Source organism: Streptomyces sp. NPDC046925 (assembly GCF_040644915.1).
In the GTDB taxonomy this organism is placed as follows: Bacteria; Actinomycetota; Actinomycetes; order Streptomycetales; family Streptomycetaceae; genus Streptomyces.
Genome location: NZ_JBEYWZ010000003.1, coordinates 243,952 through 269,221, shown reverse-complemented (window position 1 = coordinate 269,221; position 25,270 = coordinate 243,952). Strand labels below are relative to the sequence as shown.

Genomic DNA, 25,270 nt, shown 5'->3' with positions numbered 1-25,270 from the left:
GTCACGCCCTGTCCGCGACGCGCTCGCCGAGGAGACCTTGTGGCCTGACGAGGAGTACGACGATGAGGAGTACGAAGGCCCAGACGTCGGCCCAGGACTGCCCGCCGAGCTGGCTCATGCCGGGGATGTCGTTCATGTAGGCGGTGGCCATGGCTTCGGCGACGCCGAGGACGAGGCCGCCGATCATCGCGCCGTAGATGTTGCCGATGCCTCCGAGTACGGCGGCGGTGAAGGCCTTGAGGCCCCAGAGGAAGCCCATGCGGAACTGGACTTCGCCGTAGCGGAAGCCGTAGGCGACGGCGGCGATGCCCGCGAAGGCGGCGCCGATCGCGAAGGCGACGACGATGACGCGGTCGGTGTTGACGCCCATGAGCTTGGCGGTGTCGGGGTCTTGTGCGGTGGCCTGCATGCCGCGTCCGACGCGGGTCTTCATCACGAAGTAGCCGAGGGCGAACATGCAGATCGGGGCGGTGATCAGCAGGAAGATGTCGCCGGGCTGGATGGTGACGGAGCCGATGTGGATGGAGCCGCCGGGGATCTCGGGGAAGGTGCGGGACGACTTCGCGTTGGGGTACCAGGCCCAGACGGCCTGCTGCAGCGCGAGGGAGAGGCCGATGGCGGTGATGAGGGGTGCGAGGCGGGGTGCGCCGCGCAACGGGCGGTAGGCGAAGCGTTCGGCTCCGACCGCGATGAGGGTGGAGACGACGACGGCGCCTATCAGCATGAGCGGCAGGGCGAGCCACATGCTGGTGCCGCCCGGCAGCCAGAGCCAGACGGTGAGGGCGCCGAAGCCGCCGACCATGAAGATCTCGCCATGGGCGAAGTTGATGAGCTGGACGATGCCGTAGACCATTGTGTAGCCGATGGCGATCAGGCCGTACATGGATCCCAGTAGCAGGCCGTTGACCAGCTGTTGCGGCAGTTCGTGCACCGCAGGTCCTCCGAGTCTTTCGGTGTCGTTCGGCCTGCGTGCGATGGCTGGGGGCCTCGCCGGCCGTACGGCTTAGGTGACGGATGCGACGCCGCGCGGGGCGCTGCGGAGGCAGCGCCCCGCGCGGTGGTGTCGTTGACTGCGGGGTGGGTCAGCCGGTGAAGGTGCCGGACTTGACCGGCTTCCAGCCCTTGGTCGGGTCCTCGGTGGACTTGACCTGGTACACGGTGAGCTGCTTGTTGGTCGCGTCGCCGTACTCGTCGAAGGAGACCTTGCCGGTCACGCCGTCGAACGAGACGTCCTGCATGGCCTCGACGATCTTGGCGCGGGCGTCGTCGGGGACCTTGCCGTCGTTGTCGTCGACGACCTTCTTGACCGCTTCGATGATCGCCCAGGCGGAGTCGTACGAGTAGCCGCCGTAGGCCTCGTAGGCCTCCTTGTAGCCGGCCTTCTTGTAGTTCGCGATGAACTCCTTGGCGGAGGGCAGCTCTTCGACGGGCTGGCCGACGGAGGTGGCGTAGTCGCCCTTGCCCTCGGCGCCCGCGAGCTTGACGAAGTCGGCGCTGTAGATGCCGTCGCCGCCGACGAGCGGGATCTTGGCTCCGGCCTTCTTCATCTGCTTGCTGAGCGGGCCTGCCGCGGGGTACTCGCCGCCGTAGTAGACGACGTCCGCGTCAGAGTTCTTGATCTTGGTGGCGACGGCGCCGAAGTCCTTCGTGTCCGGGTTCACGTGCTCGGTGCCGGCGACCTTGCCGCCGAGCTTGGTGAACTCGCTCTTGAAGGTGGCGGCCAGGCCGGCGCCGTAGGTCTTCTTGTCGTCGACGACGAAGACCTTCTTCTTCTTCGCCTCGTTGAACAGGTACTGCGCGGCGAACGGGCCCTGGATGGCGTCCGTGGTGGCCGTACGGAAGTAGGCCTTGTACGGGCGGACCTTCTTGCCGCCGTTCCAGTCCTGGCCCTGGGTCATGGCCGGGTTGGTGTTGGCGGGGGAGACCTGGACGAGCTTCGCGTCGTCGAAGACCTTCTGCATCGACTCGCCGACGGAGGAGTTCAGGGGGCCGACGGCGCCGAGTATGTCCTTGTTCGCGACGAACTTGGTCGCGTTGGTCTGGCCGGACGCGGGCTGCCCCTGGTCGTCGGCGGACTCCACCTTGAAGGTGATGCCGTCGACGTACTTCTTCTCGTTGGCCTGCTTGGCGGCGAGATCCACGGAGTTGCGGATTCCGAGGCCCAGCGCGGACAAGTCGCCGGTCAGTGGCGCGTCGACGCCGATGACCACGGTGGTGCCGCCCCCGGCTTCTTCCTTGTCCTTGTCGTCGCGTGAGCCACAGGCGGTGAGGGTGAGTGCCCCCGCGGTGAGTGCAGCGGTGATGGCTATGAGCGAACGTTGACGCACGATCAGTCCTTTCCCCTGGCACGGCCGTCCCCTGTTGGGTGGGCCGGGTCGAGCGCAGAACCGAACTGACAGGAATCCGGTGGGCGCGGTGACTGGCCGTGACTCTAAGGCGCGCTTTGTTCCAGGTGGAGTGGTCAGGCCAAAGGTGTGACGCTCTTGTTATGCCACGGAGTATTCCCGGCTGGAACTCAGGGGGCGGTTGTGCCGGAATAAGCCATCTTCGGCACATCCCGCATGCTGAGAACTTGCAGGACTGTCAGGGTGTTTTACTCATGACATCAGTGTTCGGGGGGCATGCGGCTGTCAGGGCCTCCGAAAGATCTTTTGCGTACTCCGAGCCGAGGATGAAGCTCTGTATCTGCATTGCGCGCGTATTACGCAGCGTTACGATCAGGAAAGGGAGTCCGGCATTCCGCTGCACCTTTCCGCATTCGCGAATGTGCATCGTGATTCGTGCCGTACGAGGGCTTCCCGTTTTCACCGTGAATGGTGTATCAGGGGCCGCGGTGACCGAAAGCGCTGTTGTCGGCTGTGCGATCCGTCTGACGGACACCGGCGGGCCCGAGGACTGGCTCAGGCTGACGGTGAAGCTGAAGGTGCTCTCGCCGGCCCGCGGACGCGTCATCTCGCCCCCGTACGCCACGGACACGGTCTGCGACGGATAGAGCGGTGGCGGCGGCTTCGGGGGCCGGGGACGGGTCAGGTAGAGGCTGATCCCGGCGGCGCCCACGACCGCGGCCGTGGCGAGCGCCAGGGCGGTCCTGCGGTGCCGGGTGAGGAGCGGGCGGGCCCCTGCCGGGCGGGCCGCCGGCTCGTCCGCTGCGACGGTGCGCGTCTCGTAGGTGTTGTCGCCGGGCTCGATGGGGCCGATGGCGTTCACACCCACGGCCCGCCGCTCGGCTCACCGTGGCGGTAGCGCTTCTCGCACCGCTCGCGGGCCTCACGGGCGAGCAACGTCCGTCCCGCGGCGGCCCCGTGGCGCTCGCGCTCGGCGCGGGCCAGATCGAGGGCGTCCCGCAGGATCATGTACTGCCCGTTGGAGAGGCCCATCGACTGGTAGTCGCCGTAGGTCTCCTCGCCCGAGTCGTAGATCTGCCGCCCCCACTTGGTGATCAGGGCCGTGCAGAGGTCCCCGGGGGGTGTGGTGGCGGGGGAGGGGGACGTGCCGCGGGCGTCGTCGGGGGGAGCGGAGTCACCGCATCCGGTGATGCCGGGGGTGGTGGCCAGAGCGGCGGTGAGGGCGAGCGCACAGAGCTGATTCCGGTGCCTCATGCACCGACGCTAGACCGGCGCCCCACGCTCCGACAATGCGTGGGGCGGCCCGGCCTCGTGCGAGGGGCGCGCGACCGGCCCGCGGGGGTCGCGGCGGACCCTGCGGGGGTGCGCGCCGCCCTCAACCGGCCTACGCGGCGGAGCCGTTGGGGTCCACGTCGCGCAGCAGGCAGGTCAGCCGCGCGGTGCACACCCGCTTGTCCTGCTCGTCGGTGATGACGATCTCGTACGTCGCCGTCGAGCGGCCCCGGTGCACGGGCGTCGCCACGCCGGTGACCAGGCCCGAACGCGCGCCGCGGTGGTGCGTGCAGTTCAGGTCGACGCCGACGGCGAGCTTCTTGCTCCCGCCGTGCAGCATCGAGCCGACCGAGCCGAGGGTCTCGGCGAGGACGGCGGACGCGCCGCCGTGCAGCAGGCCGTACGGCTGGGTGTTGCCCTCCACCGGCATCGTGCCGACGACACGGTCGGCGGAGGCCTCGACGATCTGGACGCCCATCCGGACCCCCAGGTCGCCCGCGGAGAACAGGGCGGGCAGGTCGATGCCGAGCGCCGCGTACTCGTCGATGACCTCCTGCGGGAACTTCACGCTGTGCTGCTCGCCCATGGGCCCGGCTCCGTTCGTCGTCCTCACCAGTCGCTGAGCGAACGCTCAGTCGGTCCCTGATTGTTCCAGGCGCACGACCACGGACTTGCTGGCGGGGGTGTTGCTGGTGTCGGCCGTCGCGTCCAGCGGGATCAGGACGTTCGTCTCCGGGTAGTACGCGGCCGCGCAGCCGCGGGCCGTCGGATAGTGCACGATCCGGAAGCCGGGCGCGCGTCGCTCGACGCCGTCCTTCCACTCGCTCACCAGGTCGGCGTACGACCCGTCGGCGAGGCCGAGCTCGCGGGCGTCGTCGGGGTTGACCAGGACGACCCGGCGGCCGTTCTTGATGCCGCGGTAGCGGTCGTCGAGGCCGTAGATCGTGGTGTTGTACTGATCGTGCGAGCGCAGCGTCTGGAGCAGCAGCCGTCCCTCGGGCAGGGCGGGGAACTCGACCGGCGCCGCGGTGAAGTTCGCCTTTCCGGTGGCCGTGGGGAAGCGGCGCTCGTCGCGCGGGGCGTGCGGCAGGGCGAAGCCCGCGGGGTTCGCCACGCGCGCGTTGAAGTCCTCGAAGCCGGGGATCACGCGCGCGATGCGGTCGCGCACCGTGGCGTAGTCCTTCTCGAACTCCTCCCAGGGCGTGGCCGATTCGGGGCCAAGGACGCGGCGGGCGAGGCGGCACACGATGGCCGGCTCGGAGAGCAGATGCGGGCTCGCGGGCTCCAGACGGCCGCGCGAGGCGTGCACCATGCCCATCGAGTCCTCGACGGTCACGAACTGCTCGCCACTGCCTTGGAGGTCCCTTTCGGTGCGGCCGAGCGTCGGCAGGATCAGCGCACGCGCGCCCGTGACGGCATGCGAGCGGTTCAGCTTCGTCGACACGTGGACGGTCAGGCGGGCCTTGCGCATCGCCGCCTCCGTCACCTCCGTGTCGGGCGAGGCCGCCACGAAATTGCCGCCCATCGCGAAGAACACCTTCGCCTTGCCGTCGCGCAGCGCCTCGATGGCCCGGACGACGTCCAGGCCGTGCTCGCGCGGCGGCGCGAAGCCGAACTCCTTCTCCAGGGCGTCGAGGAAGGCGGGCGCGGGCCGCTCGAAGATGCCCATCGTGCGGTCGCCCTGCACGTTCGAGTGACCGCGCACCGGGCAGACGCCCGCGCCGGGACGCCCTATGTTGCCTCGCAGCAGGAGGAAGTTGACGACCTCGCGAATGGTCGGCACCGCGTGCTTGTGCTGGGTCAGGCCCATCGCCCAGCACACGACGGTGCGCTTCGACGCCAGGACCATGGCGAGTGCTTCCTCGATGCGCTCGCGATCGAGGCCCGTGGCGGCGAGGGTCTCGTCCCAGTCGGCCGTCCGTGCGGCCTCGGTGAACGCCTCGTACCCATGGGTGTGCTCGCGGACGAACTCCTCGTCGACCGCACCCTCCGTCTCCAGGATGAGCTTGTTCAGGAGCCGGAAGAGGGCCTGGTCGCCGCCGAGGCGGATCTGCAGGAAGAGGTCGGTCAGGGCGGTGCCCTTGAGCATGCCCTGCGGGGTCTGCGGGTTCTTGAAGCGCTCCAGGCCCGCCTCGGGCAGCGGATTGACCGTGATGATCTTCGCGCCGTTGTTCTTCGCCTTCTCCAGGGCGGAGAGCATGCGCGGGTGGTTCGTGCCCGGGTTCTGCCCCGCGACGATGATCAGATCCGATTTGTAGAGGTCCTCCAGGAGGACGCTGCCCTTGCCGATCCCGATGGTCTCCGTGAGGGCCGAGCCGGACGACTCGTGGCACATGTTCGAGCAGTCGGGCAGGTTGTTCGTGCCGAGCTCGCGGGCGAACAGCTGGTACAGGAACGCCGCTTCGTTGCTCGTACGGCCCGAGGTGTAATAAACGGACTCGTCCGGGCCGTCCAGCTCGGCCAGTTCCTCGGCGATGATGTCGAAGGCCCGCTCCCAGGGAACGGGTTCATAGCGCTCGGCGCCCTCCGCCAGATACACCGGGTGGGTGAGGCGGCCCTGCTGGCCCAGCCAGTACCCGCTGCGGGTCGCGAGGTCGGACACGGGGTGCGCGGCGAAGAAGTCGGGGGTGACGCGGCGCAGCGTGGCCTCCTCGGCGACCGCCTTCGCGCCGTTCTCGCAGAACTCCGCCTTGTGCCGGTGCTCCGGCTCGGGCCACGCGCAGCCGGGGCAGTCGAAGCCGTCCTTCTGATTGACCCGGAGCAGGGTCAGCGCCGTGCGCCGCACGCCCATCTGCTGCTGGGCGATGCGCAGCGTGTGCCCGATGGCGGGAAGCCCCGCCGCGGCATGCTGCACCTCGGCGACCTGCGGCGCGTCCTGGACGGGATCACCCTTGGGCGACTTCCTTGCCATGATCGGCTCCTCTTCGAGCACGTGCGTGAGGTACGTCTTTGATCCTCCCACGCGACAGTGACAGCGCGGTCGCGGGTAAGGGTTGGGCCTGAGTGTCAGTGGGGCGTGGCAGGATCGGGGACGTGGCAGAAAAAGCAGCGAAGAAGAAGTCCGAGACCGCGACGAAGCCGAGTGGCGAGCAGCGTCCGCGCCTGCTCCTCATGGACGGGCACTCCCTGGCCTACCGGGCGTTCTTCGCGCTGCCCGCGGAGAACTTCACGACCGCGACGGGCCAGCCGACGAACGCGATCTACGGCTTCGCGTCGATGCTGGCGAACACGCTGCGCGACGAGGCGCCCACGCACTTCGCGGTGGCCTTCGACGTCTCGCGCAAGACGTGGCGCTCCACGGAGTTCCCGGAGTACAAGGCGAACCGCTCCAAGACCCCGGACGAGTTCAAGGGCCAGGTCGAGCTGATCGGCGAGGTGCTCGACGCGATGAACGCGGTGCGCTTCGCGGTGGACGGCTTCGAGGCGGACGACGTCATCGCCACGCTCGCCACGCAGGCGGAGGCGGCCGGCTTCGACGTCCTGATCGTCACCGGCGACCGCGACTCCTTCCAGCTGATCACCGACCACGTGACGGTGCTCTACCCCACGAAGGGCGTCTCGGAGCTGACGCGCTTCACACCGGAGAAGGTCGAGGAGAAGTACGGCCTCACGCCGAGCCAGTATCCGGACTTCGCGGCCCTGCGCGGCGACCCGTCGGACAACCTCCCCGGCATCCCCGGTGTCGGCGAGAAGACCGCCGCGAAGTGGATCAACCAGTTCGGTTCCTTCGCGGACCTCGTCGAGCGCGCCGAGGAGGTCAAGGGCAAGGCCGGACAGAACTTCCGCGACCACCTCGACGCGGTGAAGCTGAACCGCCGCCTCACGGAGATGGTCCGCGACGTCGAGCTCCCCAAGGCCGTCGGCGACCTGGAGCGCGCTCCGTACGACCGCACGGCCCTCGCCATGGTCCTGGACACCCTGGAGATCCGTAACCCCTCGCTGCGCGAGCGGCTGCTCGCCGTCGACCCCGGCGCCGAGGAGGCCGAGCAGACCCCGGCCGAGCCCGGCGTGGAGCTGGACGGTTCGGTGCTCGGCGCGGGCGAGGTCGGCCCGTGGCTCGCCGAGCACGGCAAGGCGGTCCTCGGCGTGGCCACGGTCGACACCTGGCAGCTCGGCACGGGCTCGGTGACCGAGGTCGCCCTCGCGGCGGCCGGGGGAGCGGCGGCCTGGTTCGACCCGTCCCGCCTGGACGAGGCCGACGAGAACGCCTTCGCGGCCTGGATCGCCGACCCGAAGAAGCCCAAGGTCCTGCACAACGCGAAGGCCACGATGCGGGTCTTCCCGGAGCACGGCTGGAGCGTGGACGGCGTCACCATGGACACCGCCCTCGCCGCCTACCTGGTCAAGCCGGGCCGCCGCTCCTTCGCCCTGGACGCCCTGTCCCTGGAGTACCTCGGCCGGGAGCTGGCCCCCGCGTCCGCCGCCGAGGGGCAGCTCGCCTTCGGCACGGAGGAGGACGACCAGGCCGAGGCCGACGCCCTGATGTCGCAGGCCCGCACCATCCTCGACCTGGGCACGGCGTTCGGCGAGAAGCTGAAGGAGGTCGGCGCCGGTGACCTCCTGACGGACATCGAACTGCCGACGTCCACCCTCCTGGCCCGCCTGGAGCGGCACGGCATCGCTGCGGACCGCGCCCATCTGGAGGCGATGGAGCAGCAGTTCGCCGGCGCGGTGCAGCAGGCGGTGAAGGAGGCGCACGACGCGGCCGGGCACGAGTTCAACCTCGGCTCGCCCAAGCAGCTCCAGGAGGTCCTCTTCGGGGAGCTGAACCTCCCCAAGACGAAGAAGACCAAGACCGGGTACACCACGGACGCGGACGCCCTGGCCTGGCTCGCTGCCCAGACCGAGAACGAACTGCCGGTCATCATGCTGCGCCACCGCGAGCAGGCGAAGCTGCGCGTGACGGTCGAAGGCCTCATCAAGTCGATCGCCGCGGACGGCCGCATCCACACCACGTTCAACCAGACGGTCGCGGCCACGGGCCGCCTCTCCTCCACGGAGCCGAACCTCCAGAACATCCCGGTCCGTACGGACGAGGGCCGCGCGATCCGCCGCGGCTTCGTGGTCGGCGAGGGCTTCGAGTCCCTGATGACCGCGGACTACAGCCAGATCGAACTGCGCGTGATGGCGCACCTCTCCGAGGACGAGGGCCTCCTGGAGGCGTTCGAGTCGGGCGAGGACCTGCACACGACCGTGGCCTCCCAGGTGTTCGGCGTGGAGGGCTCCGCCGTCGACGCCGAGATGCGCCGCAAGATCAAGGCCATGTCGTACGGCCTGGCGTACGGCCTCTCCGCGTTCGGTCTCTCCCAGCAGCTGAACATCGAGGCGGGCGAGGCCCGTGCGCTGATGGACACCTACTTCGAGCGGTTCGGCGGGGTGCGCGACTATCTGCGCCGAGCGGTCGACGAGGCCCGCGCGACGGGTTACACGGAGACGATGCTGGGCCGCCGCCGGTATCTCCCCGACCTCAACAGCGACAACCGCCAGCGCCGCGAGATGGCCGAGCGGATGGCCCTGAACGCGCCCATCCAGGGCACGGCCGCGGACATCGTCAAGATCGCCATGCTGAACGTGCACCGTGCGCTGACCGAGGCGAAGCTCGAATCCCGCATGCTGCTCCAGGTCCACGACGAAATCGTCCTGGAGATCGCGTCGGGCGAGCGTGCCAAGGTGGAGGAGCTCGTCCGCCGCGAGATGGCGGGCGCGGTGTCGCTGCGGGCGCCGCTCGATGTCTCGGTGGGCGTGGGCGCGGACTGGGAGTCCGCGGCGCACTGACGGCGCCGGGCTCGGGCGGGGTGTGCCGCCGAGCGGGTCGGATGCGTTCGGCCCGCCCGGCCAACCGGTGAATCCCGCCCGGCCAACCGGTAAATATGGGGCACGAACGGGTGTCTGGGCGCCGGAAGTTGTCGTAGTGTCGCCTGAGTCGGTCCGCTGGGGAGCAGTGCCACGGGGCACCAGAGCGGACGGCACAAGTTCACACGGTCGTCCAGGGGAGGGGTCCACGGTCATGGCGGCGGTATTCGGCAGGCGGTTGCGCAGGGGAGCGGTGACCACCGCGGTGGCCGCCGCGGCGGTGGCGGCGCTCGCGGCGTCCCAGGCCCCGGGCGTGACGGACGTCCCCCGCGACGAGCGGGCGGGAGCCTCCGGCGCCGCACCGCCGGCAGAGGACTCCGCGACCGGCAACTCCCCTTACTACACCGACCTGCCGGAGCTGAAGAGCCCGGTCCCGCCGACCGGAGCGCCCGGCGGCGGTGACGACACCAAGTCAGAGATCCCGGCCACCGTCCTCGACGCGTACAAGAAGGCCGCGGATTCGATGGGCACCACCAAGCCGGGCTGCAACCTCCCCTGGGAGTTGCTCGCCGCGATAGGCCAGGTCGAGTCGGGTCAGGCCCGCGGCGGCCGCGTGGACGCGAACGGCACATCGATCGGGGACATCCGCGGTCCGGCCCTCAACGGCAACGGCTTCGCGAAGATCACCGACACCGACAACGGCGTGTACGACGGCGACAAGACGCACGACCGCGCGGTCGGCCCCATGCAGTTCATCCCCTCGACGTGGGAGACCTGGGCGCAGGACGGCAACGGAGACGGCAAGAAGGACCCCCAGAACGTCTACGACGCCGCGCTCGCCGCCGGGCACTACCTCTGCGCGAGCGACCGCGACCTGGCCGTCGAGGCCGATCTGCACAAGGCGATCCTCAGCTACAACCACTCCACGGACTATCTGAACCTCGTCCTGACGTGGATGGACACCTTCCGCAGGGGTGCGCACGAGATCCCCGACGGCACGGGCGACCTGCCGGGCGATCGCAGCGACGGCAACGACCCGATCGTGAGCCCGAGCCCCACGCCCCCGGCGTCCCCCTCGCCCTCGCCGAAGCCCCGGCCCGGCGGCGACAAGCCCTCCGGCCCCGGCAACGACAAGCCCGGCAACGGCGGCGGCAGCAGCGAACCGACCACACCGCCGTCGAGCGGCGGCGGCTCCGAGAGCCCCGACCCCACCCCCTCGCCCACCGACCGGGTCAAGAGCCTGGAGGACGCCGGCACGGGCAAGCTCTCCGCGACGGCGGGCGACGCCTTCGCCGAGCGCGTCTCGGTGCGTACGGAGTCCGCGTCGGGCTCGGGCGTGGCCAAGGCCAAGGTGAAGTTCGCGATCGTCGGTGACACCGACGCGCGCTTCCCGGGCGGCGCGACCAGCGCGACCGTCACCACGAGCGCCACGGGCAGGGCCACCGCCCCGGTGGTCAAGGCGGGCGAGAAGACCGGCGAGTTCACGGTCCGCGCCACGGTCGTCGGCCGCTCGCTGCCCGCCCTCGGCTACAAGGCGACGGTCACCGCGCGGCAGGCCGACACCCTCGCCAGGACCAGCGACAAGGCGCTGACCTGCGAGCCGGGCAAGGAGTTCGCCGACCAGGTGGAGGTCAAGGCGACGTACAAGGGGAAGGTCGCCGACCGGGTCGCGGCCACCGCCACCATGGTCAAGTCGGCGACCGACGCCACGGCCAACGACAAGGGCCCCTACTTCAAGGACGCGGACGGCAAGCCGGTCCGCACCCTCAAGGCCCTCAAGACGGACGCGAACGGCCTGCTCAAGCTCCCCAAGATGTACGCCGACGACGCGGCGGGCACATACGTCCTGCGCATCACCACCGAGGGCGGCGCGACGCTCACGGTCGAACTGAAGGTGGCGGCCCCCGCGGCCTAGCCGCACAACCGCCCCGCGTCCCGCACGCACGGCCCGCACGCACGGCCTGTACGCAACGCCCCTGCGCCCGCCCGGCGCAGGGGCGTTCGTGTGTGTGCAACGTGTTCTCATCTGGCCGCCGCGTTGCTACGGTGCCCCAGCCCTGACGCCCTGTCAGTTCATGCCGGGAGGATCCGCATGCGCGCTCTCATCGCCGCCGCGACCGGTCTTGCCGTCGCCCTCGCCCTTGTCCTGACGATCACGGCGATGGGCGCCCCGCCCGGCGAGACATCACCCGAGCCGCTGCTCACCACCGTCCCCAAGCACCCGTAGGGAGGGCCGCCGCGATGCGCCGCAAGGCCAGCCTGATCCTGCTCGCCTTCGCCGTGTTCTTCACGGCGATGTCCCCGCTCATGCGCTGGTACGCCTTCCCGCGCCTCGCCAAGATCCCGCCCAGCCAGTACCAGGAGGCGGTCCTCGAGGCGAAGAACCCGACCCTCATCGACTACGGCACCATGCGGGCCAAGAAGATCGACAAGGTCACCATCGTGCAGACGCTCAAGGGCAACGTGGAGGCCTCCGAGAAGATCGAGAAGAGCGCCGACCGCGACGTCGTCGTCTGGGACGCCCTCTCGTACGTCCAGGACGGCGACGGAAAGATGGTCTCCAAGGTCCCCGAGCGCTACATCTTCGACGCACACAGCCAGGAACCGGTGCACGCGACCGGCGAGATGGTCGACGGGGACCCGGTCAAGCGCGAGGGCATCGAGTTCAAGTGGCCCTTCCTGACCGAGAAGCGCGACTACGAGTACTTCGACGCCCAGGCCCGCATCACCCGGCCCATCCACTACAAGGGCACGCAGACGTTCCGCGGCGTGGAGGTCTACTACTTCGAGCAGACCATCCCCTGGACCAAGGTGCCCTTCCCTAAGACCATGCCGGTCAAGGGCATCACTCCGGAGTCCCTCGCCAAGACCGGCACCACACGCTGGTACACCACCGTCCGCAAGTTCTGGGTCGACCCCACCACCGGGGCGCCCGTCTACGGCGAGGAGATCCAGAAGAACGAGCTGCGCGGCGGCACGCTCCTGGGCGGCCGCGACAAGGTCACGGTCTTCGCCGGGCACGTGAAGATGCGCGAGGACTACATCGAGAGCACGGTCGACCTGGTGAAGTCCCAGCGCGTCCTGGTCCTCCTCCTCACGTCCTATCTCCCCTGGGGCTTCCTCGGCCTCGGCCTGCTCCTGCTCGCCCTCTCCCTGTGGCTGGAGGCCCGCAGCCGCAGGCCCGGCGACCCGGAGGCCACGGCGGCGCCCGAGCCGGAACCGGTCAACGCCTGAGCCGCGCGTTGGTGAACCGCGTCGCCTCGGCCGTCGCGGGATCCTCCGGCCACGGATGCTTCGGATACCGCCCGCGCAGCTCCGCCCGCACGGCGCGGTAGCCGTCCCGCCAGAAGGACGCGAGATCGGCGGTGACGGCGGCCGGGCGTCCGGCGGGGGACAGCAGATGGACGAGAACGGGCACGCCGCCGTCCGCGATCCTGGGGGTCTCGGCGAGCCCGAACATCTCCTGGAGCTTCACGGCGAGCACGGGCTGCCCGGGGTCGGAGTAGTCGATCCGGATTCTCGACCCGCTGGGCACCGCCACCCGCTCCGGGGCGAGCGCGTCGAGGCGGGTGGCCTCGCCGGTCGCCCACGGCAGGAGCCGGTTCAGGGCCTGCCCCGCGTCGATGCGCCGCAGGTCGGCCCGGCGCCGCGCCTTGGACAGCTCGGGCTCCAACCACTCGTCCACGCGCGCGTGGAGGGCGCTTTCGGACACGTCGGGCCAGGGCGCCCCCAGGTGCCGGTGCAGAAACGCGAGCCGTTCCCGCAGCTCCCGCGCGCCCTGCGACCAGTTGAGGAGCGAGGTCCCCTCTTCCTCCAGGCCCGCGAGCAGCCCTTCCCGTACGAGTTCGGGGGCGGGCTTCTTGAGGGGCCGCACCGCCAGCTCCACCGCCCCCAACCGCTCGACGTGCCGCGCGACGAGGTCCCCGTCGGCCCAGGCGACCTCGTCCCCCTCGCCGTACAGAGGCGCGGCGGCATCGCGCGCGACATCCCCGTCGATGTGCCCGCCGAGCAGCACGCGCGCGTGCCCGGCACCCACCGGCCGGTCGGCCACGGCCACGGCGATCCACTCCGCGCCGGTCAGAGCGGACCCCGGCCGCACCTCGGCCCGCGTCCCGTTCACCATGAGATACGTGCCGTCTCCCCGCCCCCGGGCGACCCGCTCCGGGAAGGCGAGGGCGGCGATGAGCCCGGCGACGTGCTCGTCGCTCCTGCCGGCCGCCTCGGGGCTGTGGCCGGGCGGGTGGGAGACATCCCGGGCCCGAGCTGTCGCAGGCGCCGCACCCGCCGAGGCCTCAGCGGCAGCGGTGAGCCTTCGCACCTCCGTGCGCCACCGCGCCGCGTACCCGTCCCCGCCCCGCCGGGCCGCACGCCACGCCGCCGCGAGGTCGTCCCCGTACTCGCGCGGAGGCTCCTCGCTCAGGAGGGCCACCACCTCCGCCGCACGGCGCGCCCCCACGAGGGGAGATGCGTCGAGCAGGGCCCGCGCCAGGCGGGGGTGCAGGCCGACCCGCGCCATCCGCGTGCCCCGCTCCGTGACCCGCCCCGACCCGGGATCCACCGCGCCCACCGCCGCCAGGACACTCCGAGCCGCCGCCATCGCGCCGCCCGGCGGCGGATCGAGCAAGGCGAGACCAGAGGCGTCGGGATCACCCCAGCAGGCCGTCTGGAGAGCGAACGCGGAGAGGTCCGCCAGCTTGATCTCCGGCGCCGGAAAGCGCGGCAGACGGGCGTCCTCCGCCTCCGCCCAGCACCGGTATACGGCCCCCGGCGCCTCACGCCCCGCACGACCGGCCCGCTGCCGCCCCGCCGCCTGCGAAGCCCGTACCGTCGTCAGCGCGCTCAGCCCGCGCGCGTGGTCCACCCGCGGCTCACGCGCGAGCCCCGCGTCGACGACCACCCGCACCCCCGGCACCGTCAGGGACGACTCCGCCACCGACGTCGCGAGGACCACCCGCCGGGTGCCGTCCGCCGAGCCCGCCAGCACCGCGTCCTGCACCGCCGCGGGCGCCCGCCCGTGCACCTGGAGCACCTCAGCGGGCGCGTCCCCCAGCTGCCCCGCCACGCGCGCGATCTCACCGACCCCGGGCAGGAAGCACAGCACGTCGCCCTCCCGCTCGGACAGCGCCCGCCGCACCACCGACGCCACATGCGTGAGCAGCGCCGGATCCACCCGCATCCCGTGCGGCGGTCGCACCGGACGCACGGGCGGCGCCCAGACGACCTCGACCGGATACGAGGTGCCGTGCGCCTCCACCACCGGAGCGTCGCCCAGAATCCGCGACCACCCCTGCGCGTCCGTCGTCGCGGAAGCGGCCACCAGACGCAGCTCGGGACGGAGCGCGGCCCGCACGTCGACCAGGAACGCCGCCACGGTGTCGGCGTCGAGATGCCGCTCGTGACACTCGTCGATGATCACCACGTCGACACCGCCGCCGCCGGTCAACTCCTGGTCCCGCTGCAACCGCTGCAACAGGACACCGGTCGTCACGACCTCCACGCGCGCGTGGCGCCCCACCACACGCTCGCCGCGCACCGTGTACCCGACGCTCTCGCCGACCTTCTCGCCGAGCAGCCACGCCATCCGCCGCGCGGCGGCCCTGGCCGCGATGCGCCTCGGCTCGGCGACCACCACACGGCGCTCGGGACCGTCCCCGAGCAGCCCGGCCAGTGCCAGCGGCACCAGCGTCGTCTTGCCCGTGCCGGGAGGCGCGCACAGCACGGCACCGCCCGGCCCCTCCAGAGCGGAACGCAGCGCGGGCAGCGCACCGCGTACGGGCAGGTCCAGGGCTTCGCTACGCAGACGGATCACGCACTCAGTCTCGTACGCAGACGAAGATCGCCGACCCCGGGATCAGATTTCCGCGCAGCGGTGACCAGCCGCCCCACTCCTGCGTGTTCCAGGCGGGCCACTCCGGCTCCACCAGATCGACGAGCCGGAAACCGCCGGCCACCACGTCCCGCACCCGGTCACCGATGGTGCGGTGGTGCTCCACGTAGACGGCGTTTCCCTCGTCGTCCTGCTCTACATAAGGAGTGCGGTCGAAGTAGGAGGCCGCCACGGACAGACCCTCGGGCCCCGGCTCGTCCGGGAAGGCCCAGCGCATCGGGTGCGTCACCGAGAACACGAAACGGCCGCCGGGCCGCAGTACGCGGTGTACGTCCTTGAGGACCCGCACCGGATCGGCGACGAACGGCAGCGCCCCGTACGCCGAGCACGCGAGGTCGAAGCTGCCGTCGGCGAACGGCAGCGCCCCCGCGTCCGCCTCCACCAGGGGCACCCCGCCACCGATCCGCAGCGCGTGCTGCAACTGCCGGTGGGAGAGGTCGAGGGCGACGGGACGCGCGCCCTGCGAGGCCAGCCAGCGCGAGCACTGCGCCGCACCCGCGCCGATCTCCAGGATGTCCTTGCCCGCGAGCTCCTCGGGCGGACCGAGCAGCTCCGCCTCCACCTCGTCGAGCCCTTCGGGACCCCACACGAAACGGTCGTCGCCCAGGAAGGTGCCGTGCTCGATCTGGTAGTCGTCGGCGTTCCTGTCCCACCACCCGCGATTGGCGCGGCTGCTCTCGGTCACACCGGCGTCACGGCGGGTGGCTTCCGGTTCGGGCGTCTCGGGCAGCTCGGACTCTTGGATGATCGGCTCCATCGTCGTACTCTTCCGTCTGGCTGGTCGCGGCTCGGCGCAGCGGACAGTGCCGGGAGGGCCCAAAAAGCGGTCGCGACAGGGCGCTGTGCGGCCCGTGTGGCCTCATGCGACAACATTTGTGCCGGGTATGCGGCGGTCCGCCCCTGGGTGTGCGCCTTCGCGCATTGACCGTGTCCGGCTGCCCCCGTATGCTACAAGTTGCGCTGCGAGCCTGCCGTCCTCAGACCTAGCGGGATGCGCTCGCGTCTGTTGTATGTCCCCTCGGTTGTCGAGGCGCCTTCCGTTTCTCCGGAAACAGAATCGGCGCTTCCAAGGCTGTCCGGCTTCTGCAGAGCGAAATCGGTTCCGGCGCTAGCAGTACCTACGACTCACTGTCCGTACCGGAGCCCTTTCCCACATGACGAGCAGCACCGAGACCACCGCCACCACTCCGCAGGTAGCGGTCAACGACATCGGTAACGAGGAAGCCTTCCTCGCCGCGATCGACGAGACGATCAAGTACTTCAACGACGGCGACATCGTCGACGGCGTCATCGTGAAGGTCGACCGGGACGAGGTCCTGCTCGACATCGGTTACAAGACCGAAGGCGTCATCCCGAGCCGCGAGCTCTCCATCAAGCACGACGTCGACCCGAACGAGGTCGTCGCGGTTGGTGACGAGATCGAGGCCCTGGTTCTCCAGAAGGAGGACAAGGAAGGCCGTCTGATCCTGTCCAAGAAGCGCGCTCAGTACGAGCGTGCCTGGGGCACGATCGAGAAGATCAAGGAAGAAGACGGCATCGTCACCGGTACCGTCATCGAGGTCGTCAAGGGTGGTCTCATCCTCGACATCGGCCTCCGTGGCTTCCTTCCGGCCTCCCTCGTCGAGATGCGCCGCGTCCGCGACCTCCAGCCCTACGTGGGCAAGGAGCTCGAGGCCAAGATCATCGAGCTGGACAAGAACCGCAACAACGTGGTCCTGTCCCGCCGTGCCTGGCTCGAGCAGACCCAGAGCGAGGTCCGCCAGACCTTCCTCACGACCCTGCAGAAGGGCCAGGTCCGCTCCGGCGTCGTTTCCTCGATCGTCAACTTCGGTGCGTTCGTGGACCTCGGCGGCGTCGACGGTCTCGTGCACGTCTCCGAGCTTTCCTGGAAGCACATCGACCACCCCTCCGAGGTTGTCGAGGTCGGCCAGGAAGTCACCGTCGAGGTTCTCGACGTGGACATGGACCGCGAGCGCGTGTCCCTGTCGCTCAAGGCGACGCAGGAAGACCCGTGGCAGCAGTTCGCCCGCACGCACCAGATCGGGCAGGTCGTTCCCGGTAAGGTCACCAAGCTCGTTCCGTTCGGTGCGTTCGTGCGCGTCGACGAGGGCATCGAGGGCCTGGTCCACATCTCCGAGCTGGCCGAGCGCCACGTGGAGATCCCGGAGCAGGTCGTCCAGGTCAACGACGAGATCTTCGTCAAGGTCATCGACATCGACCTCGAGCGTCGCCGGATCTCGCTGTCGCTGAAGCAGGCCAACGAGTCCTTCGGCGCCGACCCGTCGGCCGTCGAGTTCGACCCGACCCTGTACGGCATGGCCGCGTCCTACGACGACCAGGGCAACTACATCTACCCCGAGGGCTTCGACCCCGAGACGAACGACTGGCTCGAGGGCTTCGAGACCCAGCGCGAGGCTTGGGAGGGCCAGTACGCCGAGGCGCAGCAGCGCTTCGAGCAGCACCAGGCCCAGGTCATCAAGTCCCGCGAGGCGGACGCCCAGGCCGAGGCCGAGGGCGCTGCCGCCCCGGCTTCCACCGGTGCTCCGGCTGCCGGCGGCAGCGGTGGCGGCGGCGGTTCGTACTCCTCGGAGTCGGACGACAACTCCGGCGCCCTGGCGTCGGACGAGGCCCTTGCCGCGCTGCGCGAGAAGCTCGCGGGCGGCCAGAGCTGACTTCTCGCCTCTAGGCGGTAGCAGCGGCTGAACGTTGCGGGCCCGCACCTCTTCGGAGGTGCGGGCCCGCTTCTTTGTTTTCGGGTGTCCGCTCGGCGGGGGCTGGGCACGCAGTTCCCCGCGCCCCTTCGGGGCGCTCTACCCAGGCGCTACGGAGTGACCGTGATGTTCGTCAGGCCCTTGCCCGCCGTCACCGTGTTGCTCGCGTAGACAGTCGTCTTGCAGCTGCCGCTGAAGTTGGTGACATTGATCGCCAGTTGTTTGTCGCCCGTAGAGCCGGAGAGGTTCGACTTGTTGCCCCGGAACACCGTGCCGCAGCCCCAGCCGGACTGCTGGGAGTGGGTCTCGTAGCCGTTGTTCGTGGTGTTCTTGCCGGTGTTGTTCTCGATGACGTAGTTGTTGCCCTTCACGTCGATCCACGAGTCGTCGTAGTGGACCCCCGTCAGGCCCTTGCCGTCGAAGGTGTTGCCGGAGACCTTGCCGCCGGTGGTGCCTTCCTTGATGTCGACGGCCTCGCCGCCGACATCCGGGCCGATCGTGTTGCCGAGGATCTGTACGTCGTCGCTCTTGTCGGAGAGCGTGTTGGCCGTGCCCACGTAGACGCCCTCTCCCATGCCGCGGCCGTCGTTGCCGGTGTCGTAGATCTTCGAGTTCTTGATGACGCCGCCGCTGCTGGACTTCCGGAAGTGCACGCCTTCCATGTCGAGGCCGTGGACCGTGACGGAATCCACGACGACCCCCTTCGCGGAGTCGATCATGATGCCCTTCTGGCCGCCCGTGACGGTCACTCCCTTGACCGTCCAGTAGGAGGCGCCGTTCAGGTGCAGGCCGTATCCGCCGCCCGCCGTGAGCACCGCCTTCGAGGAGCCGGTCAGGGTGATGCGGGAGCCTGAGCTCGCGGCCGTGCTCGTCTTGAAGTTCCCGGTGTAGGTGCCGTCGGCGAGGTGGATCGTGTCGCCGGGGGAGGCGCTGGTCAGGGCGGATTTGAGCTCGGCTGCCGTGGAGACCTCGATGGTCCCGGCGGCGGCCGGCGCGGGGGATGCGGTGGCCGCGGCGGCCAGGCCTCCGGTGGCGGCCGTCGCGGCGAGCGCGGAGATGAGCAGGGTGCGTCGGGTGCGCATGGGGGTGACCCTCCGGTTCTTGTACGTGAACACTGGGTGTGCACATGAACGTAGAGGTGGGTCATGTCCGCGTCAAGGTCTGGACCAGGCCGCTGTGAGTACGGCCGGAAGTCGCGGTGAACTCCGGCGCCCCGCAGGGGTGTTGTAAGAAGGCGCCGTGAAGAGATGAGGGAGGGAATGCCACCGTCGTTGTCGGCGTTCTGCTGTACGAGTCACGACGAAGAGGGCGAGGAGCGGTCACCGTGCTTGATCCGCAGGGTTTGTACGAATGGGAGCCGAAGGGCCTGGCTGTCGTAGACATGGCGCTCGCCCAGGAGTCGGCCGGACTGGTCATGCTCTACCACTTCGACGGCTACATCGACGCGGGTGAGACCGGCGACCAGATCGTCGAGAAGCTCACGGACAGCCTGCCCGGTCAGGTGGTCGCGCGCTTCGACCACGACCGGCTCGTCGACTACCGCGCGCGCCGTCCGCTGCTCACGTTCCGGCGCGACCGCTGGACCGACTACGAGGTGCCCACGCTCGACGTGCGGCTGCTCCAGGACGCCACGGGTGCGCCCTTCCTGCTGCTCTCCGGACCCGAGCCGGACATCGAGTGGGAGCGGTTCTCGGCGGCGATCGAGCAGATCGTGGAGCGGCTCGGCGTGCGCCTCGCGGTGAACTTCCACGGCATCCCCATGGGCGTGCCGCACACCCGTCCCGTGGGCCTGACGCCGCACGGGAACCGCACCGACCTGGTGCCGGGCCACCGCAGCCCCTTCGACGAGGCGCAGGTGCCGGGCAGCGCGGCCTCGCTCGCGGAGTACCGCCTCCTGGAGGCGGGCCACGACGTGCTCGGTGTCGCCGCGCACGTCCCGCACTACATCGCCCGCTCCGCGTACCCGGACGCCGCCCTGACGGTCCTCGAGGCGATCACCGCCGCGACGGGCCTCGTGCTGCCGAGCGTCGCGCACGGCCTGCGCACCGAGGCGCACCGCACCCAGACCGAGATCGACCGGCAGATCCAGGAGGGCGACGAGGAACTGGTCGCGCTCGTACAGGGACTTGAGCACCAGTACGACGCCGCGGCCGGCGGCGACGCGCGCGGCAACATGCTCGCCGAGCCCGTGGACATCCCGTCGGCCGACGAGATCGGGCAGGAATTCGAGCGCTTCCTCGCGGAGCGTGAGGGCGACTCGTGAGGGCGACTCGTAGCCGCGCGGCGGGCAGGGGCGCCTAGTCCGGAGTAGCCCAGGAGGTACGGGCGCGTAGCCCGGAGGGAGCGGCGGGACGCCACCCCCTAAGCTGCCGGTCATGCTGAAGGTGGGCCTGACCGGCGGTATCGGCGCCGGCAAGAGTGAAGTATCGCGTCTCCTCGTCGCGTCCGGGGCCGTGCTGATCGACGCCGACAAGATCGCGCGCGAGGTGGTGGAGCCGGGAACCGGGGGTCTGGCGGCGATCGTCGAAGCCTTCGGCCAGGAGATCCTGGCTCCGGACGGCACCCTCGACCGGCCCAAGCTGGGCTCGGTCGTCTTCGCCGACCCGGAGAAGCTGGCCGTTCTGAACTCGATCGTGCATCCGCTGGTCGGCGCCCGTTCCGCCGAACTGGAAGACGCGGCCTCGCGGGACGCGGTGGTCGTCCACGACGTGCCGCTGCTCGCGGAGAACGGCCTGGCGCCGCTGTACGACCTGGTGGTCGTCGTGGACGCGAGCCCCGAGACCCAGCTGGACCGCCTGGTGCGGCTGCGCGGCATGCGCGAGGAGGACGCCCGCGCGCGGATGGCGGCCCAGGCGACGCGCGAGAAGCGCCTGGAGATCGCCGACATCGTGATCGACAACGATGGTCCGCTGGAGGGTCTGGAAGAGCGTGTGGGCGCCGTGTGGGCGGATCTCGCGCGGCGGGCGCAGGCGCAGGCGCAGGGGGCCTAGCGGGGCCCCGGCGGGGGCCCGGGGGCGGCCCGGCGGGGGCCCGGCGGGGGCTGTCCTGCCGGGGGAGCCGTCGCCCTGGCGGAACGACGTCCGTGTGAACGGAATAGGCGTCCGTGTGAGGGGCGTTGACCCAGTGCAGCGAGGGAAGGAGTCACGCGTGCCCGAAATTACCCCGGAGACCCATGTCATCGACTTCCGTGCGGCGGAGCAGCTCCTTGCCGCGCGGGACCCCAGAGGCGCCGTGAAGCTGCTCGACACGGTCATCGCGGCCCACCCCGAGAACACGGCGGCGCGGCTGCTGCGGGCCCGTGCGTTCTTCGCCGCCGCTCAACTGCGTGCCGCGGAGCTTGAGTTCAGCATCGTGCTGGAGCGTGAGCCGGACAATGCCTTCGCCCACTTCGCCCTGGCCCGCACCTACGAACGCTCGGCGCGGCCGGACCAGGCCCGCCGCCACTTCCGCCTCGCTGCGGCGCTCGACCCGCAGCCGGAGTATCTGGCGGCGGCGCGTTTCGACGACGGCGATGCCGGTGAGGCCGGGGCCGAGGGTGACGCGGGGCGCTGAACGCTAACCGGCATTCGGGGGTTCGTACGGCGGGATGTTCCGGCCCGGCTGGTAGTGCGGCCCCTGGCGGATGTGGCGGAGGATCATCGCCATGTCGGCGGTGACGATCAGCCAGAGCACCCCGCAGGCCACGGCCCAGCCGGGGCGTCCCGCGAGGGCGAAGGCGATGGTGCCGAACAGGGCCCAGGCCAGGCCCCACGCGCTGAACCAGAGGCGCAGGCGCAGCGGACTGCGCGCGGTCACCGGTTCACTGCCCGTGCGCTTCATGAGAGGTCACCTCTCTCCGCACCGCGCTACCGCTGCGTCTCCACCTGTCTCCACCCGTCTCCACCTGTCTCCGTCTTCCAGGATCCACCCGTGGGTGGTGGACCGGAAGGGGCTGAGGCTCCAAGATCGTAGATGTGCATCGATCGGGGGTAAGGCTGTGCTGGACGTACTGAGGGACCGGGCGAGGACGGACGAGCGGCTCGCCGCGTGGCTGAAGGATCTGGAGGGCGCTGAGGGCTCTGAGGGCCCTGGTGGTGCTGGGGACGCGGGGGAGCCGCGGGCCGGGGCGGTGCTGCCCCCGGCGGACGAGCTGCCGGACGTGCTGCTCGACCTCGCGGTGCCGCACGAGGACATCAACGACCTGGTGGCCCTGCGCGGGCGGCTGATGGGGGACCCGGAGGCGCGCTGGCTGCTCGACCGCATGGTCGACGGGACGGTGCGGGACATGGGGAAGATCGACGCGGGCCCCGAATATCCTCCGTTGCCGGCGGAGACGGGCGCGCTGGGAGCGTTCTTCTACGTGTATGTCTTCGTGGCGGCGCTGCCCCACGTACGGGCGTATCACCGGAGCCGCGGCATCCCGGACGACATCTCCCGCCGTACGCTCGCGGACCTCGGGCGGCACATGGCGGTGCACCGCAGGGCGCGCGGCGGTCCCGGACTGCTGCACCCGGGCTGGAACTCCCTGCATTTCCGGGGTGAGCTCTATCAGCTGGGGAGGCTGCAGTTCCAGCGGTCCGTGCTGGGGGAGCGGATGGGCGCTGCGGCGGCACGGGCGGGGCATCCGGCGAGACGGGGAGACCCGTGTCTGGACCTCCACATCACCGACTTCCGGGGGCCGCTGTCGCCGGAGGCGTGCGACCGGTCGATATCGCTGGCGCGGGAGTTCTTCGCGCGGCACTTCCCGGAGGAGCCTTATGAGACAGCCATGTGCTACTCGTGGCTGCTCGATCCGCAGCTGAAGCGCTATCTGCCGGCGGAGTCGAACATCGTCCGCTTCCAGGAGCGCTTCCGCCTGGTGGAGGGAGATGAGCCGGAGCCGGACGACGGCACTCCCGTCGCCTTCGTCTTCGGCGACCGCGACCGCCCCGTGGCCGAACTGCCGAGACGGACGAAGGTGGAGAGGGCCGTGGGGGACCACCTCAGAGCGGGCGGCCATTGGTATGGGGGGCGTGGCTGGTTCCCGCTGTAGGCCGCGCGGCCATGGGGAGAGGCGGGAACGGGCCCTCGGAGCGCTTCGTTGACGGGTCATGACTGCACAGATGCGTGAGGGATACGAGGGGACGGGCCCCGGAGCGATCACGCCGGACGGCTGCGCGGTGGACCTGTACGCGCGCTTGTCCGTCGGGGACGAGCCGGACGTCATCGCCGGTGCGGTGCCTGCGGGGGCGCACATCCTGGAGCTGGGCAGCGGTGCGGGGCGGGTGACGCGTCCGCTGCTCGAGCGGGGGTTCCGGGTCACGGCGGTGGACGAGTCCGCCGAGATGCTGGAGAAGGTCGCCGCGCTCGACGGCAGGGTGCGCACCATCCAGAGCCCCATCGAGAAGCTCGACCTGGGCGAGCGGTTCGAGGTGGTGATGCTCGCCTCGTTCCTGGTGCACAACGGCGACATGTCGGTGCGGCGCGGGATCCTGCGGGCCTGCCGGAGCCATGTGACGGACGACGGCTGCGTGCTGATCCAGCGGGAGGGCGCGGATTACCACACGAACCTGCCGAGGGAGCGGGTCGACCCCGGCGGGTACACGGTGCGGATCGTGTCGGCGGAGCCGGTGGGGGACGGGGTGAACGAGGTGCACGCGGAGTACGTCTTCCCGGACGCCGTGTGGACCCAGACGTTCCGTTCCCGCCCGCTCACGAAGGAGCAGTTCGAGGAGGCGTTGGGGGAGGCGGGGCTGAGGGTCGACAAGTATCTGACGGAGGACGGGATGTGGGTACGGGCGGTGCCGGTGCCGGTGCGCTGACGCGGTTCGGGTGAGGGGGTGCCGGTGCGCTGACGCGGGGCGGCGGGTGCGGGGCCGGTGCGCGGAAGTGGTGTGCCGGTGGGCGATGAGTTCTGCGGGGCGGGGCGGTCTATCACGGTGACAGCACAACAGCGCTTCTTCACCTAGGAGTTCATCGTGACCGCCTCCGCCAGCACCGCCGCCACCGCCACGAACGCCAGCACCGTCACCACCCCCGCTCCCGGTGCCTCCGCTCCCGCTCCCGATGCCTCCGCCCCCGCCGGTCGCCGCTCTGTCCGTATCGCGTTGCGCACGGTTCAGGTGTTGCTCGGTCTGTTCTTCGTGTTCGCCAGCGGGATGCCGAAGATGATCGCGCACCCCTCGGCCACGGAGATCTTCGAGAGGCTCGGGTGGGGCGATCCGGGGATGTACGTCATCGGGGCGCTGGAGGTGCTGGGTGGGATCGCGCTGCTGATTCCGGTGCTCGGTTCCGTCGCCGCGACGGCGCTCGTCGGGCTGATGGTCGGTGCGTTCATCGTGAGCGTGACCGCGCTCGGCGGGGAGAACGCCGCCACGCCGGTCATCCTCATCCTGCCGCTGACGTGGATCGCCGTGGCGCGGCGCGGGAAGACGACGGAGCTGATCCGGCTGGTCCGGCCCCTCCTGCGACGCGGGGCGTGAACGTCCGTACACCGGGAGGGAGTTCCGTCCGCGTGTCGAGGGTCCACCGGGCGGTGCCGGGTGTGCCCCCGATGCGGGGACAGAGCCGTTGCCGGTGCCGTCAGCGGCGCCGTTAGCGCTGCCGCTGCCGCTGCCGCTGCCGCTGCCGCTGCCGCTGCCGCCGCCGATACCGCTGTCGCTACGGGCCCTCGAAGCCGCGCAGCCGTTCCATCTCCCGGCGGTCGCGCTTGGTGGGGCGGCCCGTTCCCCGGTCGCGTACGCCGGCGGGGGCCACGGCCTCGCGGGGCGGCGGGGGAGGGCTGTTGTCGACGTAGCACTCGACGGCCACCGGAGCGCCGACGCGCTTGCGGATGAGGCGTTTGACGACGACGACGTGTTCACGGCCGTCCGCGTGGCGCAGGCGTACCTCGTCGCCGACGTGCACGCCGTAAGCGGGCTTCACGCGTTCGCCGTTGACCCGCACATGACCGCCCTTGCAGGCCGCCGCGCCCATGGAGCGGGTCTTCACCAGGCGGACGGACCAGATCCAGACATCGGTCCGCACGGAACCTCCGCCCGCACCTCCGGCCGTACCTCCGCTTCCGGTCGCGCCTCCGCCCGTACCCCCACCCGCCTTCGCGCCCGCCGGAGCGCCGCCGGTCCCGTTTCCGCTGCCGCCACCGCCTGAAGTCTCCGAAGCCATGCCCCGACTTTAATGCCTGCCCGGTGGTTCACGGCCGGGGTCGCGATGCCCGGTGCAGCACGCGGGTGCGGTGTGGCAGCAGTGCGGCATCCCCGCCCGTACGGCGAGCCGCGCGGGAACCAATCCCCTCGTAGTCCGAT

The 25,270-nt window shown here is 70.5% G+C and carries 22 protein-coding genes; 11 read left to right on the top strand and 11 right to left on the bottom strand.

Annotated features, from left to right (window positions below):
* Position 1: 1 nt before the first annotated feature.
* The 6 genes from ABZ906_RS14460 to ABZ906_RS14435 all read right to left on the bottom strand — a co-directional run bounded on the left by ABZ906_RS14460 (position 2) and on the right by ABZ906_RS14435 (position 6,528).
* Complete coding sequence (locus ABZ906_RS14460; protein ID WP_361188592.1) at positions 2 to 931, bottom strand: branched-chain amino acid ABC transporter permease; 930 nt, start codon at positions 929 to 931, stop codon at positions 2 to 4.
* Positions 932 to 1,082: 151 nt separating this feature from the next.
* Entirely contained in the window at positions 1,083 to 2,327 is a 1,245-nt protein-coding gene (locus ABZ906_RS14455; protein WP_361188590.1) for a branched-chain amino acid ABC transporter substrate-binding protein, read from the bottom strand.
* 256 nt (positions 2,328 to 2,583) lie between these two features.
* Positions 2,584 to 3,213 (bottom strand): Tat pathway signal sequence domain protein, encoded by a 630-nt coding sequence (locus tag ABZ906_RS14450; protein WP_361381880.1) that lies wholly within the window; start codon positions 3,211 to 3,213, stop codon positions 2,584 to 2,586.
* The gene (locus ABZ906_RS14445) at positions 3,204 to 3,599 is read right to left on the bottom strand and encodes a hypothetical protein (RefSeq protein WP_361188586.1); all 396 of its coding nucleotides are present in this window, start codon (positions 3,597 to 3,599) and stop codon (positions 3,204 to 3,206) included. The genes ABZ906_RS14450 and ABZ906_RS14445 overlap by 10 nt, the downstream gene beginning before the upstream one ends.
* A gap of 130 nt (positions 3,600 to 3,729) precedes the next feature.
* Entirely contained in the window at positions 3,730 to 4,203 is a 474-nt protein-coding gene (locus tag ABZ906_RS14440; RefSeq protein ID WP_361381877.1) for a hotdog fold thioesterase, read from the bottom strand.
* 45 nt (positions 4,204 to 4,248) lie between these two features.
* The gene (locus tag ABZ906_RS14435) at positions 4,249 to 6,528 is read right to left on the bottom strand and encodes an FdhF/YdeP family oxidoreductase (RefSeq protein WP_361381874.1); all 2,280 of its coding nucleotides are present in this window, start codon (positions 6,526 to 6,528) and stop codon (positions 4,249 to 4,251) included.
* 122 nt (positions 6,529 to 6,650) lie between these two features.
* Here ABZ906_RS14435 and polA point away from each other — a divergent pair, with 122 nt between their 5' ends.
* The 4 genes from polA to ABZ906_RS14415 all read left to right on the top strand — a co-directional run bounded on the left by polA (position 6,651) and on the right by ABZ906_RS14415 (position 12,644).
* On the top strand, positions 6,651 to 9,392 hold the full coding sequence (gene polA / locus ABZ906_RS14430) for a DNA polymerase I (RefSeq protein WP_361381871.1): 2,742 nt from the start codon (positions 6,651 to 6,653) through the stop codon (positions 9,390 to 9,392).
* A 232-nt stretch (positions 9,393 to 9,624) separates the two neighbouring features.
* Positions 9,625 to 11,325: a lytic transglycosylase domain-containing protein gene (locus tag ABZ906_RS14425; protein WP_361381868.1), complete on the top strand. Its 1,701-nt coding sequence runs from the start codon at positions 9,625 to 9,627 to the stop codon at positions 11,323 to 11,325.
* 177 nt (positions 11,326 to 11,502) lie between these two features.
* The gene (locus ABZ906_RS14420) at positions 11,503 to 11,637 is read left to right on the top strand and encodes an SPW_0924 family protein (protein ID WP_160504431.1); all 135 of its coding nucleotides are present in this window, start codon (positions 11,503 to 11,505) and stop codon (positions 11,635 to 11,637) included.
* Positions 11,638 to 11,651: 14 nt separating this feature from the next.
* Positions 11,652 to 12,644, top strand: coding sequence for a DUF3068 domain-containing protein (locus ABZ906_RS14415; protein WP_361188571.1), 993 nt, complete (start codon positions 11,652 to 11,654; stop codon positions 12,642 to 12,644).
* Here ABZ906_RS14415 and hrpB read toward each other — a convergent pair.
* Together hrpB and ABZ906_RS14405 are read right to left on the bottom strand one after the other, a co-directional pair.
* Positions 12,634 to 15,219 (bottom strand): ATP-dependent helicase HrpB, encoded by a 2,586-nt coding sequence (gene hrpB, locus ABZ906_RS14410; protein WP_361381865.1) that lies wholly within the window; start codon positions 15,217 to 15,219, stop codon positions 12,634 to 12,636. The genes ABZ906_RS14415 and hrpB overlap by 11 nt on opposite strands.
* Positions 15,220 to 15,223: 4 nt before the next feature.
* Complete coding sequence (locus ABZ906_RS14405) at positions 15,224 to 16,054, bottom strand: class I SAM-dependent methyltransferase (RefSeq protein WP_361188566.1); 831 nt, start codon at positions 16,052 to 16,054, stop codon at positions 15,224 to 15,226.
* A gap of 397 nt (positions 16,055 to 16,451) precedes the next feature.
* Between ABZ906_RS14405 and rpsA the strand changes: the two genes are divergently transcribed.
* Positions 16,452 to 17,969: a 30S ribosomal protein S1 gene (gene rpsA / locus ABZ906_RS14400; RefSeq protein ID WP_361188563.1), complete on the top strand. Its 1,518-nt coding sequence runs from the start codon at positions 16,452 to 16,454 to the stop codon at positions 17,967 to 17,969.
* Positions 17,970 to 18,118: 149 nt separating this feature from the next.
* On the opposite strand, the gene ABZ906_RS14395 is transcribed toward rpsA, so the two are convergent.
* Complete coding sequence (locus ABZ906_RS14395) at positions 18,119 to 19,090, bottom strand: right-handed parallel beta-helix repeat-containing protein (RefSeq protein WP_361381862.1); 972 nt, start codon at positions 19,088 to 19,090, stop codon at positions 18,119 to 18,121.
* Between the two features lie 242 nt (positions 19,091 to 19,332).
* On the opposite strand from ABZ906_RS14395, the gene ABZ906_RS14390 reads away from it, so the two are divergent.
* From ABZ906_RS14390 to ABZ906_RS14380, 3 genes are all read left to right on the top strand, one after another.
* Positions 19,333 to 20,271: a PAC2 family protein gene (locus ABZ906_RS14390; RefSeq protein ID WP_361188558.1), complete on the top strand. Its 939-nt coding sequence runs from the start codon at positions 19,333 to 19,335 to the stop codon at positions 20,269 to 20,271.
* Between the two features lie 112 nt (positions 20,272 to 20,383).
* Positions 20,384 to 20,998: a dephospho-CoA kinase gene (gene coaE / locus ABZ906_RS14385; protein WP_361381859.1), complete on the top strand. Its 615-nt coding sequence runs from the start codon at positions 20,384 to 20,386 to the stop codon at positions 20,996 to 20,998.
* 157 nt (positions 20,999 to 21,155) lie between these two features.
* A complete protein-coding gene (locus tag ABZ906_RS14380) occupies positions 21,156 to 21,560 on the top strand; it encodes a tetratricopeptide repeat protein (protein ID WP_361188553.1) in 405 nt (134 codons plus the stop codon).
* Between the two features lie 3 nt (positions 21,561 to 21,563).
* Here ABZ906_RS14380 and ABZ906_RS14375 read toward each other — a convergent pair whose 3' ends face one another.
* Complete coding sequence (locus ABZ906_RS14375; RefSeq protein ID WP_361188551.1) at positions 21,564 to 21,827, bottom strand: DUF6343 family protein; 264 nt, start codon at positions 21,825 to 21,827, stop codon at positions 21,564 to 21,566.
* Between the two features lie 289 nt (positions 21,828 to 22,116).
* On the opposite strand from ABZ906_RS14375, the gene ABZ906_RS14370 reads away from it, so the two are divergent.
* From ABZ906_RS14370 to ABZ906_RS14360, 3 genes are all read left to right on the top strand, one after another.
* Positions 22,117 to 23,019: an acyltransferase domain-containing protein gene (locus ABZ906_RS14370; protein WP_361383164.1), complete on the top strand. Its 903-nt coding sequence runs from the start codon at positions 22,117 to 22,119 to the stop codon at positions 23,017 to 23,019.
* Between the two features lie 58 nt (positions 23,020 to 23,077).
* Positions 23,078 to 23,788 (top strand): class I SAM-dependent methyltransferase, encoded by a 711-nt coding sequence (locus ABZ906_RS14365; RefSeq protein WP_361381856.1) that lies wholly within the window; start codon positions 23,078 to 23,080, stop codon positions 23,786 to 23,788.
* Between the two features lie 156 nt (positions 23,789 to 23,944).
* Positions 23,945 to 24,448: a DoxX family protein gene (locus ABZ906_RS14360; protein ID WP_361188547.1), complete on the top strand. Its 504-nt coding sequence runs from the start codon at positions 23,945 to 23,947 to the stop codon at positions 24,446 to 24,448.
* Between the two features lie 178 nt (positions 24,449 to 24,626).
* Here the strand turns inward: ABZ906_RS14360 and ABZ906_RS14355 are convergent, their stop codons facing one another.
* Positions 24,627 to 25,130 (bottom strand): RNA-binding S4 domain-containing protein, encoded by a 504-nt coding sequence (locus ABZ906_RS14355; RefSeq protein ID WP_361381853.1) that lies wholly within the window; start codon positions 25,128 to 25,130, stop codon positions 24,627 to 24,629.
* Positions 25,131 to 25,270 lie beyond the last annotated feature (140 nt).